At 71.9% G+C, this 14787-nt stretch carries 14 protein-coding genes; 11 read left to right on the forward strand and 3 right to left on the reverse strand.

Annotation, left to right across the window (positions count from 1 at the left end; all coding sequences use genetic code 11):
• The first annotated feature begins 72 nt into the window (after nt 1–72).
• Both C2L58_RS42260 and C2L58_RS42265 read left to right on the forward strand, forming a co-directional pair.
• Nucleotides 73–762, forward strand: a complete 690-nt coding sequence (locus C2L58_RS42260; protein ID WP_199191688.1) for a TetR/AcrR family transcriptional regulator — start codon at nt 73–75, stop codon at nt 760–762.
• A 132-nt stretch (nt 763–894) separates the two neighbouring features.
• Nucleotides 895–1764 (forward strand): expansin EXLX1 family cellulose-binding protein, encoded by an 870-nt coding sequence (locus C2L58_RS42265; RefSeq protein WP_103343230.1) that lies wholly within the window; start codon nt 895–897, stop codon nt 1762–1764.
• Here the strand turns inward: C2L58_RS42265 and C2L58_RS51090 are convergent.
• Nucleotides 1727–2527 carry an RNA polymerase sigma factor gene (locus tag C2L58_RS51090; RefSeq protein ID WP_233226234.1) on the reverse strand — a complete coding sequence of 267 codons (801 nt, stop codon included), beginning with the start codon at nt 2525–2527 and terminating at the stop codon, nt 1727–1729. The two genes, C2L58_RS42265 and C2L58_RS51090, sit on opposite strands and share 38 nt — an antisense overlap.
• Nucleotides 2528–3172: 645 nt before the next feature.
• A complete protein-coding gene (locus C2L58_RS42280; RefSeq protein WP_103343232.1) occupies nt 3173–3661 on the reverse strand; it encodes a MarR family winged helix-turn-helix transcriptional regulator in 489 nt (162 codons plus the stop codon).
• A 109-nt stretch (nt 3662–3770) separates the two neighbouring features.
• Here C2L58_RS42280 and C2L58_RS42285 point away from each other — a divergent pair, with 109 nt between their 5' ends.
• The gene (locus C2L58_RS42285) at nt 3771–4952 is read left to right on the forward strand and encodes an FAD-dependent monooxygenase (RefSeq protein ID WP_103343233.1); all 1182 of its coding nucleotides are present in this window, start codon (nt 3771–3773) and stop codon (nt 4950–4952) included.
• Between the two features lie 90 nt (nt 4953–5042).
• On the opposite strand, the gene C2L58_RS50110 is transcribed toward C2L58_RS42285, so the two are convergent.
• Nucleotides 5043–5240: a hypothetical protein gene (locus C2L58_RS50110; RefSeq protein WP_199191689.1), complete on the reverse strand. Its 198-nt coding sequence runs from the start codon at nt 5238–5240 to the stop codon at nt 5043–5045.
• Nucleotides 5241–5443: 203 nt separating this feature from the next.
• Here C2L58_RS50110 and C2L58_RS42295 point away from each other — a divergent pair, with 203 nt between their 5' ends.
• From C2L58_RS42295 to C2L58_RS42330, 8 genes are all read left to right on the forward strand, one after another.
• Nucleotides 5444–6616 (forward strand): ROK family transcriptional regulator, encoded by a 1173-nt coding sequence (locus tag C2L58_RS42295; RefSeq protein ID WP_199191693.1) that lies wholly within the window; start codon nt 5444–5446, stop codon nt 6614–6616.
• 224 nt (nt 6617–6840) lie between these two features.
• Nucleotides 6841–8043 (forward strand): ROK family protein, encoded by a 1203-nt coding sequence (locus tag C2L58_RS42300; RefSeq protein ID WP_103343235.1) that lies wholly within the window; start codon nt 6841–6843, stop codon nt 8041–8043.
• On the forward strand, nt 8040–9536 hold the full coding sequence (locus C2L58_RS42305) for a sugar ABC transporter ATP-binding protein (protein ID WP_103343236.1): 1497 nt from the start codon (nt 8040–8042) through the stop codon (nt 9534–9536). Before C2L58_RS42300 ends, C2L58_RS42305 begins: the two co-directional genes overlap by 4 nt.
• Entirely contained in the window at nt 9533–10534 is a 1002-nt protein-coding gene (locus tag C2L58_RS42310; RefSeq protein WP_103343237.1) for an ABC transporter permease, read from the forward strand. The genes C2L58_RS42305 and C2L58_RS42310 overlap by 4 nt, the downstream gene beginning before the upstream one ends.
• 23 nt (nt 10535–10557) lie before the next feature.
• Nucleotides 10558–11613, forward strand: a complete 1056-nt coding sequence (locus tag C2L58_RS42315) for a substrate-binding domain-containing protein (RefSeq protein WP_103343238.1) — start codon at nt 10558–10560, stop codon at nt 11611–11613.
• 78 nt (nt 11614–11691) lie between these two features.
• A complete protein-coding gene (locus tag C2L58_RS42320) occupies nt 11692–12837 on the forward strand; it encodes a Gfo/Idh/MocA family protein (RefSeq protein WP_103343239.1) in 1146 nt (381 codons plus the stop codon).
• 73 nt (nt 12838–12910) lie between these two features.
• The gene (locus C2L58_RS42325; RefSeq protein ID WP_103343240.1) at nt 12911–13915 is read left to right on the forward strand and encodes a sugar phosphate isomerase/epimerase family protein; all 1005 of its coding nucleotides are present in this window, start codon (nt 12911–12913) and stop codon (nt 13913–13915) included.
• 9 nt (nt 13916–13924) lie between these two features.
• Nucleotides 13925–14779, forward strand: a complete 855-nt coding sequence (locus C2L58_RS42330) for a TIM barrel protein (protein ID WP_103343241.1) — start codon at nt 13925–13927, stop codon at nt 14777–14779.
• Nucleotides 14780–14787 lie beyond the last annotated feature (8 nt).

Genomic DNA, 14787 nt, shown 5'->3' on the forward strand with positions numbered 1-14787 from the left:
GGGTGCTCTCCATAATGGCAACAGTGTTGCCGTTATTGCGGCAGGTGTCAACCGGCCGTCATACTCGTGGGTGTGACCCCTTCGCCTGCCACGTCTGCCCGGCGGTCCCGTGGCCGCCCCGCCGTCCCGCTGGACCGGATCCTCGCCGCGGCCCTGCAACTGGTCGACGAGGAAGGCGCGGAGGCGTTGTCCATGCGGAGCCTCGCCCAGCGGCTCGAATCGGGCACGGCCACGCTCTACCGGCACTTCGGCAACCGGGCGAGCTTGGTCGCGCACGTGATCGATCGCGTTTTCGGCGAGGTCGACCTCGACCGCCGGGCACTGGCGGAGCTGCGCTGGGACCGGGCCTGCCAGGCCGTCGCCCAGGCGATGTACGACACGCTGGGCCGGCACCCGAAGATCGCACCCCTGCTGATCGAGCAGACCCCGACCGGGCCGAACGCGATGGTGGTGCGCGAGCACTGCCTGGCCGTCCTGCTCGGCGGCGGCCTGCCGCCGGCTCTCGCGGCGCGCGCGTACGCCACCTTGGCGCGTTACGTCCTCGGCTTCGCGATCCAGCTCGGCGGCTCCGGGAACGACGCCGACCGGGAGCGGGTGTCGGCGCACTTCCACGACTTGCCGCCCGGGGAGTTCCCGGCCACCCGCGCGACCGCGGACTCGTTGCCGGTCCCGCTGGAAGACGAGTTCGCCTTCGGTCTCGAACTCGTCGTCAGCGGGCTACGCCGGCTCGGGGACGGTGCGGCGGAACGACCGGCGGGGTGATGGCGTTCGCGGTGCTCCTCGTGGCTTGCGCCGCCGATGTGTTAACGCTCACATTCTCGGCCGCGCCGTCGTCGGCCCGCCTCCGTGTGCTGTCTAATGTGGACCCTCGTCCGGCGCGGTCCAGGAGGTGCGGTGCCCAGACGCACGGTGATCGTGTCGGTGGTGGCGCTGCTCGTGGTGGCCGCGGCCGTCGTGGCCCTGGTCGTGACCCGGGCGGACGGCACGGCCCCCGCCGCGGCCGCGAACCGGTCGGACGCCGCGCCCGCGCTCGGAACGGCCGTCACCACCCCGCCGCTGAGCACACCGCCGCCTTCGCCCTCGACGACCATTCCCGCGTCCTCCAGCGCCTCGCCGACGACGTCCGCCGCCGTCTCGGCCGACGCGCCGCTCGCCGGGCGGATCAAGCCGGGGGTGAGCCACTCCGGCGTGGCCACCTTCTACGACACGGACGGCACCGGTGCCTGCGGGTACGACGCGAGCCCGGATCCGTTGAACGCGGCGATGAACGTCGCCGACTTCGAGGGCTCCCTGGCGTGCGGCGCCTACGTCGAAGTCCGGGCGGCCGGTGGCGCGAGCGTGACGGTGCGGATCACCAACCTGTGCCCGGCGCCGTGCCGGGCCGGGCAGCTGGACCTGAACCCGGAGGCGTTCGACCGCCTCGGGGCGCGCGTTCGCGGGGAAATCCCGGTCACCTGGAAGCTGGTGAGCCGGCCGGGGGCGAAGCAGATGTCGCTGCGCTACAAGGAGGGCTCGTCCCGGTACTGGTGCGGGATCCAGGTGATCGACCACCGCAATCCGGTGGCGCGGCTGGAAGTCCGCGCCGGGGGCAGCTGGAAACGGCTCCAGCGCACCGGCTACAACTACTTCCTGTCGGAGAACGGCGCCGGGTGCGGCGGGGCCGTCGCGGTCACCGACATCTACGGCGAGCGACTGGTCGTCGAGCCACTGCCGGTCGAGGCCGGCGTCAGCCAGCCGGCGAACCGGCAGTTCGCCCAGCACTGACCACCGGGAAGAACAGCCGCAGCCGCTCGACCCGCCCCGCGGGGTGGGACATCAGCCAGACCACCGCCGGCGGGCAGTGGTGCGGGTCGTGGGCGGGGCTGATCATCTCCATCTCCCACACCGTGCAGTCGCGGCTGGTGACCGCGTGGACGAACTTCTGGCGCACACCGGACCCCAAGTCCGCGTCCATGCCCCGCACCGCCATTTCCACGCCGCCGCGGTAGCCCTGGCCGCTGGTCATGTGCAGGCCGGGGGACCAGCGGTCGGCGACGACCGCGGCGAACTCGCCGCGGCGGGCGGCCGCCAGCGTGTCGGTGGCTTCCCGGGCGCCGGCGGCGTTGCGGGCCGCCGCGTCGTCGTACGCCTCGTCCGCCGCGGCCAGCAGTGCTTCGGCCGGCTTCGCCCGCGCCTGGTTCAGGCGGCTGCGGACCGTGCCCACCGGGAGCTCGCAGGCGGCGGCGATCTGCTCGTACGACGTGACGTCGCTGAAGTGCCGCAAGAGCACCACCTGCCGCAGCGCGGGGGACAACCGGTCGATCGCGTGCAGCCACGGGCCCGCCGCGGCCGGGTCGCGCAGGGTGCCGATCCGGCGCAACGCGATCAGGACGACGTCCTGCACGGCGTCCTCGGCGTCCGGTCCGTGGCCCAGGATGCTCAGCGCCACCACGCGGATGCCGGCCTGGTGCCGGGCGAGCAGCATGCCCAGCGCGCTCGCGCTGCCGGCCTGCGCGCTGCGCACCAGGTCGATCTCGAGGGGGCTCACGCGGTCGATCTTCGCAGCCGGAACGAGCTGTGACGCACGCCATACCCGGTCGATCGAACTTCCCGCCGCCGACCCCATCGTGCCGGTGTTCCACCTCAACGTGATTCGGAGAACCCCATGGACATCGGCACCCACACCGTCGAAACACGGCGCCGAAGCCCAGCGCAACGTCGCGGAGTCCGTCCGCCGCAACGCCGATCGGCCCGAGCTGCCCGAGGTGCTGGCCGCGTTGCAGGCGACCGCGTCCCTCTCGAACGACGACGAGATGAACGCCGCCCTGCGTGGCCTGCTGCCGGCGTACTTCGCCGACTACTGGGGCCGCGAGGCGGAATTCGCGCCGTTGCGGGCGAGCACCCCGCGGCACCCCCATCTCCGGGCTGGCCGCCGACCTCGTGCCGGACACCGTCGGCGACCGGGGAGCGCTCGGCGCGCTGACCGTGCCGGCACCGGTGATCGGCGGCCGGTACGACGTGATCTGCGGTCCGCGCTGGGCGCACGAGCTGCACGAGCTCATCCCCGGTGCGCGCCTGGTCGTGCTGGAGCACAGCGGGCACTTCGGGCACCTCGAGGGGCCGGAGCGTTTCGCCGAGTCCGTAGGTGGACTTCGTCAAGGGCTGAGGCGACGGCCCGGGGGACCGCCCGCCGTCACCCCTCTTCGCCGATCGCCGACAGGAAGGCCGCGAGGTCGTCGGTGAACCGCAGGAGCAGGTCGTAGAAGGTGCGGCGGTCCTCCGGCGCCCAGCCGGCGAGCGCGTCGCCGAACCAGCCGAGCAGGGTGGCGACGTAGCGGTCGGCGATGTCGGCGCCATCGGGGGTCAGCTCGACCAGCCGGGCGCGCCGGTCGTCGGGGTCGGCCAGGCCGCGCACGAGCCGCCGTCGTTCGAGCACGTGCAGGTGCCGCGTGACGTGCGGCCCGGCGACCTGCATCCGGTCGGCGATCTCCCCGACGCGCATCGCCTTCCCGGTCAGGTGCAGGGCGAGGATGATCGACAGCCCGGGCCGGTCGAGGTCGGCCCCGATCCGCTTCATCGCCCGCTCGCCCAGCCCGCTGCGGTTCATCAGGGTGCCCAGCTGCAGGAGCCGGGGCAGCACGGCGCGCAGGTCGGACCCGTCGCCGGCTTCTGTGGCGGCCATCACACCTCTTAGATAGCTAACTTAGGTATATAGTCGGTCTGGTCGGGGGTTGATCAAGCGCATTGTCGCACCTCCCATTTGGATACCTAACTTAGCTATAGGAGATCTCATGAAGAAGGTGTTGATTTCCGGCGCCAGCATCGCCGGTCCGGCCCTGGCCTTCTGGCTGCAGCGGTCCGGGTTCGCGGTCACTCTCGTGGAGAAGGCCCCCGAACTCCGGGTCGGCGGCTATCCCATCGACGTCCGCGGCACCGCCCTGGACGCCGTCGAGCGGATGGGGATCCTGCCGCGCCTGCGGGACCTGCACATCTCGACCCGGCGGCTGACCTTCCTCGACGCCGACGGCGGCGAAATCGTGGCCCTGGCCCCGAACGACGTCATCGGCGGCATCGACGGCGAAGACCTCGAGATCCGCCGCGGCGACCTGATCCGAACGCTGTACGACCTGGTGCGCGACGACGTCGAGGTCCGGTTCGGCGACACCGTCGAAACCCTCGCCGACCACGCCGGCGGCGTCGACGCCACCTTCCGCAGCGGCCACCGGGACACCTACGACCTGGTGATCGGAGCCGACGGCCTGCACTCCCGGACCCGGGAGCTCGTCTTCGGCGACGAGGCCCCGTTCCACCGCTACCTCGGCTACAGCTTCGCCGGGTTCACCACGCCCAACGACTTCGGGCTCTTCCGCGAGGGGCTCGCGTGGAGTACGCCCGGCAAGGGCGCGGCCATGTACGCGGTCCTCGACAGCGAGGAGGTCCACGGCTTCCTGGTGTTCGCCCGGCCGGAGCCGCCGATGGAGGCGTTCCGCAACCCCGAAGCCCAGCGCGACCTGATCGCCCGCACCTTCGAAGGCGAGGGCTGGGAGATCCCGCGCCTGGTCGCGGCGATGCGCGAGGCCGACGACCTGTTCTTCGACGTGATCAGCCAGATCCACCTGCCGCGCTGGTCGGCCGGCCGCGTCGCGCTCATCGGCGACGCCGCCCACGCGCCGTCGTTCCTGACCGGCCAGGGCACCAGCCTCGCCCTCGTGGGCGCGTACGTCCTCGGGCACGCGCTGGCGACCATCCCGGACCACGCGGCGGCGTTCGCCGCCTACGAAAACCGGGTGCGGGGGTTCGTCGAGGCCAACCAGGCTCTGGTGGGCAACGGCCAGTCGACCCTCTTCCCGGCCACGGCAGAGGCCCTCGAACGCCGCAATGCCGCGCTTCGGCAGTTGACGACGGTGCCGAGCACGCCGCGGCCGGAGCATTCGGCGTTCACCCTGCCCGAGTTCGCGGTGCCGGTGCGGTGAGGTGGTCGGACCCGGCCGGCCGGACGGCGAGCGTGCGGCGGTGCGGGTGCCCGCTCGTGCCCGGCACCCGCACCCGCTTGCCGTCCGGCGTCAGCTGGCCGGGATGACGAGGACCGGGAAGTTCCGGTCGACCACGCACAAGGCCGTCGTGGCGAACATTTCGAGGGAGCTGCCGACGCACCGGCCCAACGGCCAGCTTTCGGCCTGGGCCGAGGCGGTGCCCGCCGGGCCGAGCAGGACTCCGGTCGTGAGCGCCAACACACCCAGCGCGGTCGTGATCCGTCGCATGGCGATCCTCCTGTCGTAGAGCCGGTTCGCGATGGCGGGAGGCTGCCCCGGATCCGGGGCGGACGAACGGGTTCGCGGCGCAAGGCACCGGCTCGGGTGACCCCCACACGGACCCCACCGGTCACCTGCGTCGGCCGGCGAAGCGCCGGTTCCGACGCAGTAGGCTGAGGCGAATGAGCACGGTATCCACCCCGGAGCAGTCGATGGTCGAAACCCGGCACCAAACCCGGTTGCTGACCCTGCTCCGGGACGACGGCCCGATGTCGCGGGTCGAGCTGGGGGAGCGGCTCGAGCTGCCGCGCGCCCGGGTGGGCGCCGAGGTGGCGCGGCTCGCCGAGGTCGGGCTCGTCGAGGCCGCGGGCCCTTCGGCCAGCCGGGGCGGGCGGCGCTCGACGCTGGTCCGGCTCGCCGGTGAGCTGCGGGTGCTCGCGGTGGACGTCGGTGCGACGTCGGTCGGCGTGGCGGTCACCGACGCTTCGTGCGAGGTGCTCGCGCACGCCGTCGAGGACTGCGATGTGCGGCAGGGGCCGCACCCGGTGCTGCGGCGGGTCGCCGAGCTCGCGGCGAAGGTCCGCGACGAGGCACCCGGCCGGCTGATCGCGGCCGGCATCGGGCTGCCGGGCCCGGTCAGCTTCGCCGAGGGGATGGCCGTCGCGCCGCCGATCATGCCCGGCTGGGACCGGTTCAACGTGCGCGACCACCTGGGCGGCCTCTGGGGCTGCCCCGTCGCGGTGGACAACGACGTCAACGCGATGGCGCTCGGCGAGCGGCACGCCGGGGTCGCGCGCTCGACCGACGACCTGATGTTCGTCAAGATCGGCACCGGGATCGGCTGCGGGATCGTGCTCGGCGGCAAGGTCTACCGCGGGGTCGCCGGGACGGCGGGCGACATCGGGCACATCCGGCTCGACGACTTCGGCCCGACCTGCGCGTGCGGCGAGGTCGGCTGCCTGGAGGCCTACTTCGGCGGGGCCGCGCTGGCCCGCGACGGGCTGGCCCTGGCGCGCAGCGGCCGTTCGGCGCACCTGGCCGAGGCGGCCGCCGGGGGCGGGGCGGTCACCGCCCGCGACGTCGGCCGGGCCGCCGCGGCGGGCGACTCCGGCGCGGTCAACCTCATCCGCGACGGCGGACGGCGGCTCGGCCAGGTCATCGCCTCGCTGGTCTGCTTCATCAACCCGGGCATGGTGGTGATCGGCGGCGGCGTGGCCCAGCTGGGGCACCAGCTGCTCGCCGAGGTCCGCAGCGCGGTGTACCGCCGCTCCCTGCCACTGGCCACCGGGAACCTCCCGATCGTGCTGTCCGAGCTGGGGGAGACGGCGGGCGTGATCGGGGCCGCCTGGTCGGCCACGGACCGGGCTTTCACGCTCAGCAGCTGAACCCCTCCGCTCACTCGGCGTTGCTGAACGCGTCCACTGTGTAACGTCGAAACCCGACAGACTTTTGCATCGACTAATCGAAAGTCTGTCCGGTTTCGCACGTCTATCCGGGTGAAAACCCGACTAAACGCGCCGGTATCACCTTGACGAGTGATGGGAGTCACCCTACTTTCGCTGCCTGAGCGACAAAGTGCGTTCAGTAGGCAGCGCAAGATGGGGGCACCGTGGCCGTCACCGAAACGAGGCGAGCCGGCTCGGCGAGCCCGCGTACGGCGAACCTGGCCGCGGTCCTGCGGGCGCTGCGCACCGGCCCGCTCTCGCGCACCCAGCTGGCGGCCCGCTGCGGGCTCGCGAAGTCCGCGGTCCCCGGCCTGCTCACCGAACTCGCCGAACGCGGCCTGGTCCGGCCCGCCGGGGTCCTCCCCGGCAACGGGCGGCCGAGCCGGCTGGTCGAACTGCACGGCGAAGACGCGTACGCGCTGGCGCTGGCCATCGAAGCCGACCGGCTGTCGGCACTGGTCACCGACCTCTCCGGCCGGGTCCTGGCCGAACGGGCGCAGCCCGTCGACGTCGCCGCGCTCGGGCTGCCCGCCGGGCTGGACGAACTCGCCCGCCTGGCCCGCGGAGTGCTGCCCGGTCCACCGGTCGGGGTCGCGATCTCGGTGCCCGGGCTGGTCGACTCGGCCGCCGCCGTGCTGCGGTTCGCGCCGGCGCTGCGCTGGCGGGACGCCGAAATCGCCGGCCTGATGGCCGCCCGGCTGGGCGTTCCGGCCGCCGCCATCGCGGTGGACAACGACGCCAACCTCGGCGCGCTCGCCGAATCGGCCGAGGGCACCGCGACCGAGCTCTTCTACCTCGGCGGCGGCACGGCCGTCGGTGGCGGGTTCGTCTCCGGCGGCACGATCCTGCGCGGCGCGCGCGGCTTCGCCGGCGAGGTCGGGCACATCGCCGTCGACCCGTCCGGCGAGCGGTGTTCCTGCGGCCGGACGGGCTGCCTGGAGACGAAGGCGAACCTGGCCGCGCTGCTGCGCGCGGCCGCCGCCCCCGGTGACCCGCTGCACGATCCGGCCCCCGGCGTCGAGGGCCGCGTCGCCCTGCTCAAGGAGCGCATCCGGCTCGGCGACCAGCGCGCGGTGACGGCGGTCCACGAACTCGGCGTCGCCCTCGGTATCGCCCTGTCCACTGTGGTCGACGTGCTCGACCCGGACGTCGTCGTGCTCGGCGGTTACTTCGCGGAACTGGGCGAGTGGCTGGTCGAACCGGTCCGCGTCGAACTCGCCGCCCGGCCGCTCGGCCAGGCCCGGGTGGTGGCGTCCGGGCTCGGCCTGCGGGCCCCGCTGCGGGGGGCCGCGCACCTGGCGGCCGAGCGGCTGTTCGCCGACCCGACGCTGGCCGACCCGACGCTCGCCGAGGAGGTCACGGTATGACCCTGCTTTCCGTCCGCGGGATCGTGAAGAGCTTTCCCGGGGTGCGCGCCCTCGACGGCGTCGACCTCGACGTCGAACCCGGCGAAGTGCACTGCCTGCTCGGCCAGAACGGCGCGGGGAAGTCGACGCTGATCAAGGTCCTCTCCGGCGCGCACCGGCCGGACTCCGGCGAGCTCACCTGGGCCGGCGAGCGCGTCGAACTCGGTTCGCCGGTCGACGCCCTGCGCCTGGGCATCGCCACCATGTACCAGGAGCTCGACCTGGTGCCCGGGCTTTCGGTGGCGGACAACATCTTCCTCGGCCACGAACGCGCCCGCTTCGGGTTCACGCGGATCTCCCAGGCCCGGGCCGAGGCCGCCCGCCTGATGGCCCGGCTCGGGCACCCGGACATCCGGCCCTCGACCGAGGTCGGCAAGCTGTCGGCCGCCGGGCAGCAGCTCGTGTCGATGGCCCGCGCGCTGGCCCACGACGCCCGGCTGCTCGTGATGGACGAACCCACCGCCGCGCTGGCCGGCGAGGAGGTCGACAACCTCTTCCGGATCGTCGGCGAGCTGACCGCCGGCGGCGTCGCGGTCGTCTACATCTCGCACCGGCTCGAAGAGCTGCGCCGGATCGGGCACCGGGTGACCGTGCTCAAGGACGGCCGGACCGTCGGCACGGGACTCGACGCCGCCGCGACGCCGACCGCGGACCTGGTCGCGCTGATGGCCGGGCGGAAGGTGGAGACGGTCTTCGGGCCGCGGCACGACGGCCACGCCCGGCCGGAGACCGCCCTCGAAGTCGAGCACCTCTCCCGGGAAGGCGAGTTCGAGGATGTGAGCTTCACCGTCCACGCCGGCGAGGTCGTCGGCATCGCCGGCCTGGTCGGCTCCGGGCGCAGCGAGCTGCTCGAGACGATCTTCGGCGCCCGCAAGGCCGACCGCGGAACCGTGACGGTGCAGGGAAAACCGCTCGGCCCCGGCGTCCGGGCGGCGGTCAAGGCGGGCGTCGGCCTCGCCCCCGAGGAACGCAAGAGCCAGGGCCTGCTGCTGGACCTGCCGGTGGTGCACAACGTGACGTTGGCCAACCTCGGCCGCTACGCGAAGCTCGGGTTCACCGAGCGCGGCCGGGAACTGGACGACGCCGGCGCGAGCCTGCGCCGCCTCGACCTGCGGCCCGCCGACCCGCGGCGGATCGTCCGCACGCTGTCCGGCGGCAACCAGCAGAAGGCGGTGCTCGCGCGGTGGCTGGTGCGCGGGTGCCGGGTGCTGCTGCTCGACGAGCCGACGCGCGGGGTCGACGTCGGCGCCCGCGCCGAGCTCTACCGGCTGATCGACGAGCTGGCCGCGACCGGGGTCGCGATCGTGCTCGTGTCCAGTGAGATCCCCGAGGTGCTCGGGCTGTCCGACCGGGTGCTGGTGCTGCGCGAGGGCCGCGTCCTCGCCGACCGGCGCTCGGCCGGGCTGACCGAGGCCGAGGTGCTCGACGTGATTCTCGAGGGGAGCGCGGCATGACCGAGGTCCAAGCACCGTCCCAGGAAGCGCTGCCCGCCGAACGGAAGCGGCGGTTCTCCGTCACCGCCGATCCGCGGCTGCTCGGCCTGGCCGGCGTGCTCGTCGTCCTGTGCCTGGTCGGCCAGGTCACCCGGCCCGAGCTGTTCTTCACCGAAAGCAACATCTCGACCATCCTGCGGCTGGCCGCGGCGATCGGCGTGGTCAGCGTCGGGATGACGTTCGTGATCATCAGCGGCGGTATCGACCTGTCCGTCGGCTCGATCGTCGCGCTGTCCAGCGTCTGGCTGACGACGCTGGCCACGCAGTCCTACGGGCCGTGGGTCATGGTCCTCTGTGGACTGGCGGTCGGCCTCGGCTGCGGGCTGGTCAACGGCGTGCTCGTCTCCTACGGCAAGGTCGTGCCGTTCATCGCGACGCTCGCGATGTACGTCTCGGCCCGCGGGCTCGCCGAGCGGCTCAGCGGCCGCCGCACGCAGGTGGTCGCCGACCAGGACTTCCTCGGCTTCTTCCGCGGCGCCTTCCTCGGCGTCCCGGCGCTGATCTGGATCTTCGCGCTCGTGTTCGCGGTCGGCTGGGTCGTGCTCAACCGCACCACCTTCGGCCGCCGGACGTACGCGGTCGGCGGCAACATCGAGGCGTCGCGGCTGGCCGGCATCAACGTCAAGCGCCACCTCGCGCTCGTCTACGGCGTGGCCGGGCTGTGCTGCGGGGTCGCCGCGCTCATGGTCGTCGCGCGGACGACGGCGGGCGCGTCGACCAACGGCATGTTCTACGAGCTCGACGCGATCGCGGCGGTGGTCATCGGCGGCACGTTGCTGACCGGCGGCCGCGGCTCGCTCATCGGCACCCTCGTCGGCGTGCTGATCTTCACGGTGCTGTCGAACATCTTCACGCTCAACAACCTGGACACCGACATCCAGAACATCGCCAAGGGCGTGATCATCGTGCTCGCCGTGCTGTTGCAGTTCCGGGCCAGGAAAGCCAGGACCGGGAGTTAGTTCACCACCGATGGAGGTTCACCATGGCCGAACACCCCTTCCTCGGCCGCCGGGGATTCCTGCTGGGCGGGGCCGCCGTCGGCGCCGGCGCGCTGCTGGCCGGCTGCACGGGCAACACACCGGCGAACTCGGCGTCGAACGCGCCGGTCGCCAACGCGGGCAACAACGCGCAGCCGGGCAAGCCGATCACCATCGGCTTCTCCGCGCCGGCCGCCGACCACGGCTGGATCGCGGCGATCACCAAGAACGCCAAGGCCCAGGCGCAGAAGTTCAGCGAGGTAAAGTTCAACGCGACCGAGGGCACCAACGACGTCAACCAGCAGATCTCCCAGGTGGAGACGCTGATCAACGCCAAGGCCGACGTGCTGGTGATCCTGCCCTTCGACGGCAAGGCGCTCACCGCGGCCGGCCAGCAGGCGATGGACGCCGGCATCCCGGTGATCAACCTCGACCGCGTCTTCGACACGCCGCTCGCGTATAGAACGTGGATCGGCGGCGACAACTACCGGATGGGCGTCAACGCGGGCAACTACATCGCCGCCGAGCTCAAGAAGAAGAACGTGGCGAACCCGATCATCGGCGAGGTCGCCGGGATCGACTCGCTGCCGCTGACCCAGGAACGCAGCAAGGGCTTCAAGGACGCGCTGGGCCGCGCCGGGTTCAAGGTCGGTCCGCGGGTGTCGGCGCAGTTCACGTCGGAGTCGGGCGAGCAGCAGACCGCGAACCTGCTGCAGGGCGCGCCCAAACTGGACGCACTGTGGAACCACGACGACGACCAGGGCATCGGCGTCAACGCGGCGATCGACACCGCGGGCCGCAAGGAGTTCATCATGGTCGGCGGCGCCGGTTCGAAGAACATGATGAACCTGATCAAGGCCGACTCGTCGCCGATCAAGGCGACCGTGCTCTACAGCCCGTCGATGGCCTCCACGGCGGTCGCGCTCGCCCGGCTGCTCGGGCAGGGCAAGGGGATCGGCGACCTGGCCGAGCACGACATCCCGGCCGAGATCACCACGTACTCGGCGGTCGTGACCAAGGAGAACGTCGACCAGTACCTCGACGTCGGCTTCGACTCCTGACCCAAGCGTCGTGAGTGGTAAGGCGGGTTAGAACCCGCCTTACCACTCACGACCCCACCACGAAACGCAAGGAGGGGTATGAGCCCGGCACGGGAAACGATCGGGATCGGCATGGTGGGCCACGCGTTCATGGGTGCGGTGCATTCGCACGCCTGGCGCAGCGTCCACCGGTTCTTCGACCCACCGCTGGTGCCGCGGCTCGCCGTGCTCGGCGGCCGCGACGAGACCCGGGCCAAGGCGGCGGCGGAGCGGTACGGCTGGGAAGACGTCGAGACCGACTGGCGGAAGCTGGTCGCCCGGGACGACGTCGGCCTGGTCGACGTCTGCACGCCGGGCGACAGTCACGCGGAGATCGCGATCGCCGCGCTGGCGGCCGGGAAGCACGTGCTGTGCGAGAAACCCCTGGCCAACTCGGTCGCCGAGGCCGAGGCGATGGCCGAGGCGGCGCGGCGGGCGCGGGACCGTGGGGTGCGAGCCATGGTCGCGTTCAACTACCGCCGGGTGCCCGCGCTCGCGCACGCCCGGAACCTGGTCGCGAGCGGGGCACTCGGGGAGATCCGGCACGTGCGGTCGGTGTACCTGCAGGACTGGCTGTCCGATCCGGACGCGCCGATGACCTGGCGGCTCCGCAAGGAATCCGCCGGGTCGGGCGCGCTGGGCGACCTGGGCGCGCACATCGTCGACGCCGCCCAGTTCGTCACCGGGGAGGTGATCACCGGCGTCTCCGCCTTGACGAACACCTTCGTCAAGCAGCGGCCGGCCGAAAGCGGCGGCACGGACGACGTGACCGTCGACGACACGGCGTTGTTCTTGGCACGGCTTTCCGGGGGAGCCGTGGCGAGTTTCGAAGCGACGCGGTTCGCGCTCGGCCGCAAGAACGCGATGCGGCTGGAGGTCAACGGGTCGAAGGCGAGCCTGGCGTTCGACTTCGAGGCGATGAACGAACTGCAGTGGTACGAGGGCACCGGGACCGAGGCCGGGTTCCGCCGGATCCTCGTCACCGAACCGCAGCACCCGTACGTCGGTGCGTGGTGGCCGCCGGGGCACCTCCTCGGCTACGAGCACACGTTCACCCACGAGGTCGCCGACCTCCTGGACGCCATCGGCGCGGGCACCGACCCCGAGCCGGGCTTCGACGACGGCCTGCGCGTCCAGCGGGTGCTGGCCGCCGTCGAGAAGAGTGCTGCGGCAGAAGCGCATTGGACATCGGTGGAGGAGACATGAGAGAGCTTGCGAACGAATCATTCAACGCTGCGCTTTCGGCTCAGGCCGCACCGAGCGTCAGCGAGGTGAGCGCATGAGCCGTCCCGTCACGTTGTTCACCGGCCAGTGGGCCGATCTGCCGTTCACCGAGGTCTGCAAGCTCGCGTCGGAGTGGGGGTACGACGGGCTGGAGATCGCCTGCTCGGGCGACCACTTCGAGGTGGACCGGGCCCTGTCCGAAGAGGACTACGTGCCGGGGCGGCTGCGGCTGCTCGCCGAGCACGGCCTCAAGGTGTGGGCGATCTCCAACCACCTCGTCGGGCAGGCCGTCTGCGACGACCCGATCGACCGCCGGCACCAGGCGATCCTGCCCTCGCGCATCTGGGGCGACGGCGACGCCGAGGGCGTCCGGCAACGGGCCGCGGCCGAGATGGCCGACACCGCGCGGGCGGCGGCGAAGCTCGGCGTGGACACCGTCATCGGCTTCACCGGGTCGAAGACCTGGAAGTACGTCGCGATGTTTCCGCCGGTCACGCGCGATGACATCGATGACGGTTACGCGGACTTCGCCCGCCGGTGGCACCCGATCCTGGACGTCTTCGACGAGGTGGGCGTCCGGTTCGCGCACGAGGTGCACCCCTCCGAGATCGCCTACGACTACTGGACGACCAAGCGCGCGCTGGAAGCCGTCGACCACCGGCCGGCGTTCGGCCTGAACTGGGACCCGTCGCACTTCGTCTGGCAGGACCTCGACCCGGTCGGGTTCATCCTCGACTTCGCCGACCGGATCTACCACGTCGACTGCAAGGACACCCGCAAGCGCTTCGACGGCCGCAACGGCCGGCTCGGCTCGCACCTGGCCTGGGCCGATCCGCGGCGGGGCTGGGACTTCGTGTCCGTCGGCCACGGCGACGTCCCGTGGGAGGACTGCTTCCGGGCGCTCAACTCGATCGGCTACTCCGGCCCGATCTCGGTGGAGTGGGAGGACGCCGGGATGGACCGGCTCCGCGGCGCGGCGGAGGCGGTGAAGTACCTGCGCGAGCACCTGTTCGACCAGCCGTCGGCGGCTTTCGACGCGGCTTTCAGCAACCAGAAATGAGGGAGTTCCATGTGCGGTGACCGGCCAGAGCAGCACTCCCGACGGACATTCCTGAACGTGGCGACAGCGGCCCTCACGGTGGGCGCGGCGGCCATCGCGTTGCCCGGAACCGCGAGCGCGTCCCCGGCCCGGCGCCGGATCCCGCTCGACAAGATCAGCATCCAGCTCTACTCCCTGCGGTCGCTGCTGCAGAACGACCCGGAAGGCACGCTCTCCGCGCTGGCCGACATCGGCTACCGCAAGGTCGAGCTGGCCGGCACCTACGGCCGCAGCGCCACCGAGTTCCGCGCCATCCTCGACCGGTGCCACCTCAAGGCGTCCTCGACGCACGTCGGCATCGACGGCGACCTGAACCAGGCCATCGCCGACGCCGAGGTCCTCGGCAACCGCTCCGTCGTCGTGCCGTACGCGAATTTCGGCACCGTCGCCGAGTGGGAGGCCTTCGCGGGCCGCATGAACACCGCCGCGGTCGCCTTCAAGAAGGCCGGGCTGAAGCTCGGCTACCACAACCACGACCACGAGTTCGCCCCGATCGGCGGCGTCGTGCCCTACGACGTGCTCACCGCGAAGACGGACAAGCGGCTCGTGCACCTGGAGATCGATCTGTTCTGGGCGGTGAACGGCGGCGCGGACCCGGTGGAGCTGTTCCGGCGCAACTACCCGCGCGTCACGCAGTACCACGTGAAGGACCGGACCGCGGACGGGCAGATGGTCGACCCCGGTGCGGGTGTCATCGACTTCCCGCGCATCTTCGCCGCGTCCTGCCACACCATCGGCGAATACATCGTCGAGCACGACCAGCCCGCCGACCCGCTGAACACCGCCAAGGTCGGGTTCGAGTACCTCCGCACCGTGCGCTTCTGACCCCGGGG

Origin of the sequence: Amycolatopsis sp. CA-126428 (assembly GCF_002904335.1) — a bacterium.
Lineage (GTDB): Bacteria > Actinomycetota > Actinomycetes > Mycobacteriales > Pseudonocardiaceae > Amycolatopsis.

Bases quoted from the DNA above. Each gene is read 5' to 3' on its own strand.
- C2L58_RS50110 (WP_199191689.1), bottom strand. From the start codon at position 5,240: ATGCGACGGATCACGACCGCGCTGGGTGTGTTGGCGCTCACGACCGGA.
- C2L58_RS42320 (WP_103343239.1), top strand. From the start codon at position 11,692: ATGAGCCCGGCACGGGAAACGATCGGGATCGGCATGGTGGGCCACGCG.
- C2L58_RS42280 (WP_103343232.1), bottom strand. From the start codon at position 3,661: ATGGCCGCCACAGAAGCCGGCGACGGGTCCGACCTGCGCGCCGTGCTG.
- C2L58_RS42295 (WP_199191693.1), top strand. From the start codon at position 5,444: ATGGTCGAAACCCGGCACCAAACCCGGTTGCTGACCCTGCTCCGGGAC.
- C2L58_RS42305 (WP_103343236.1), top strand. From the start codon at position 8,040: ATGACCCTGCTTTCCGTCCGCGGGATCGTGAAGAGCTTTCCCGGGGTG.
- C2L58_RS42325 (WP_103343240.1), top strand. From the start codon at position 12,911: ATGAGCCGTCCCGTCACGTTGTTCACCGGCCAGTGGGCCGATCTGCCG.
- C2L58_RS42285 (WP_103343233.1), top strand. From the start codon at position 3,771: ATGAAGAAGGTGTTGATTTCCGGCGCCAGCATCGCCGGTCCGGCCCTG.
- C2L58_RS42315 (WP_103343238.1), top strand. From the start codon at position 10,558: ATGGCCGAACACCCCTTCCTCGGCCGCCGGGGATTCCTGCTGGGCGGG.
- C2L58_RS42310 (WP_103343237.1), top strand. From the start codon at position 9,533: ATGACCGAGGTCCAAGCACCGTCCCAGGAAGCGCTGCCCGCCGAACGG.
- C2L58_RS42330 (WP_103343241.1), top strand. From the start codon at position 13,925: ATGTGCGGTGACCGGCCAGAGCAGCACTCCCGACGGACATTCCTGAAC.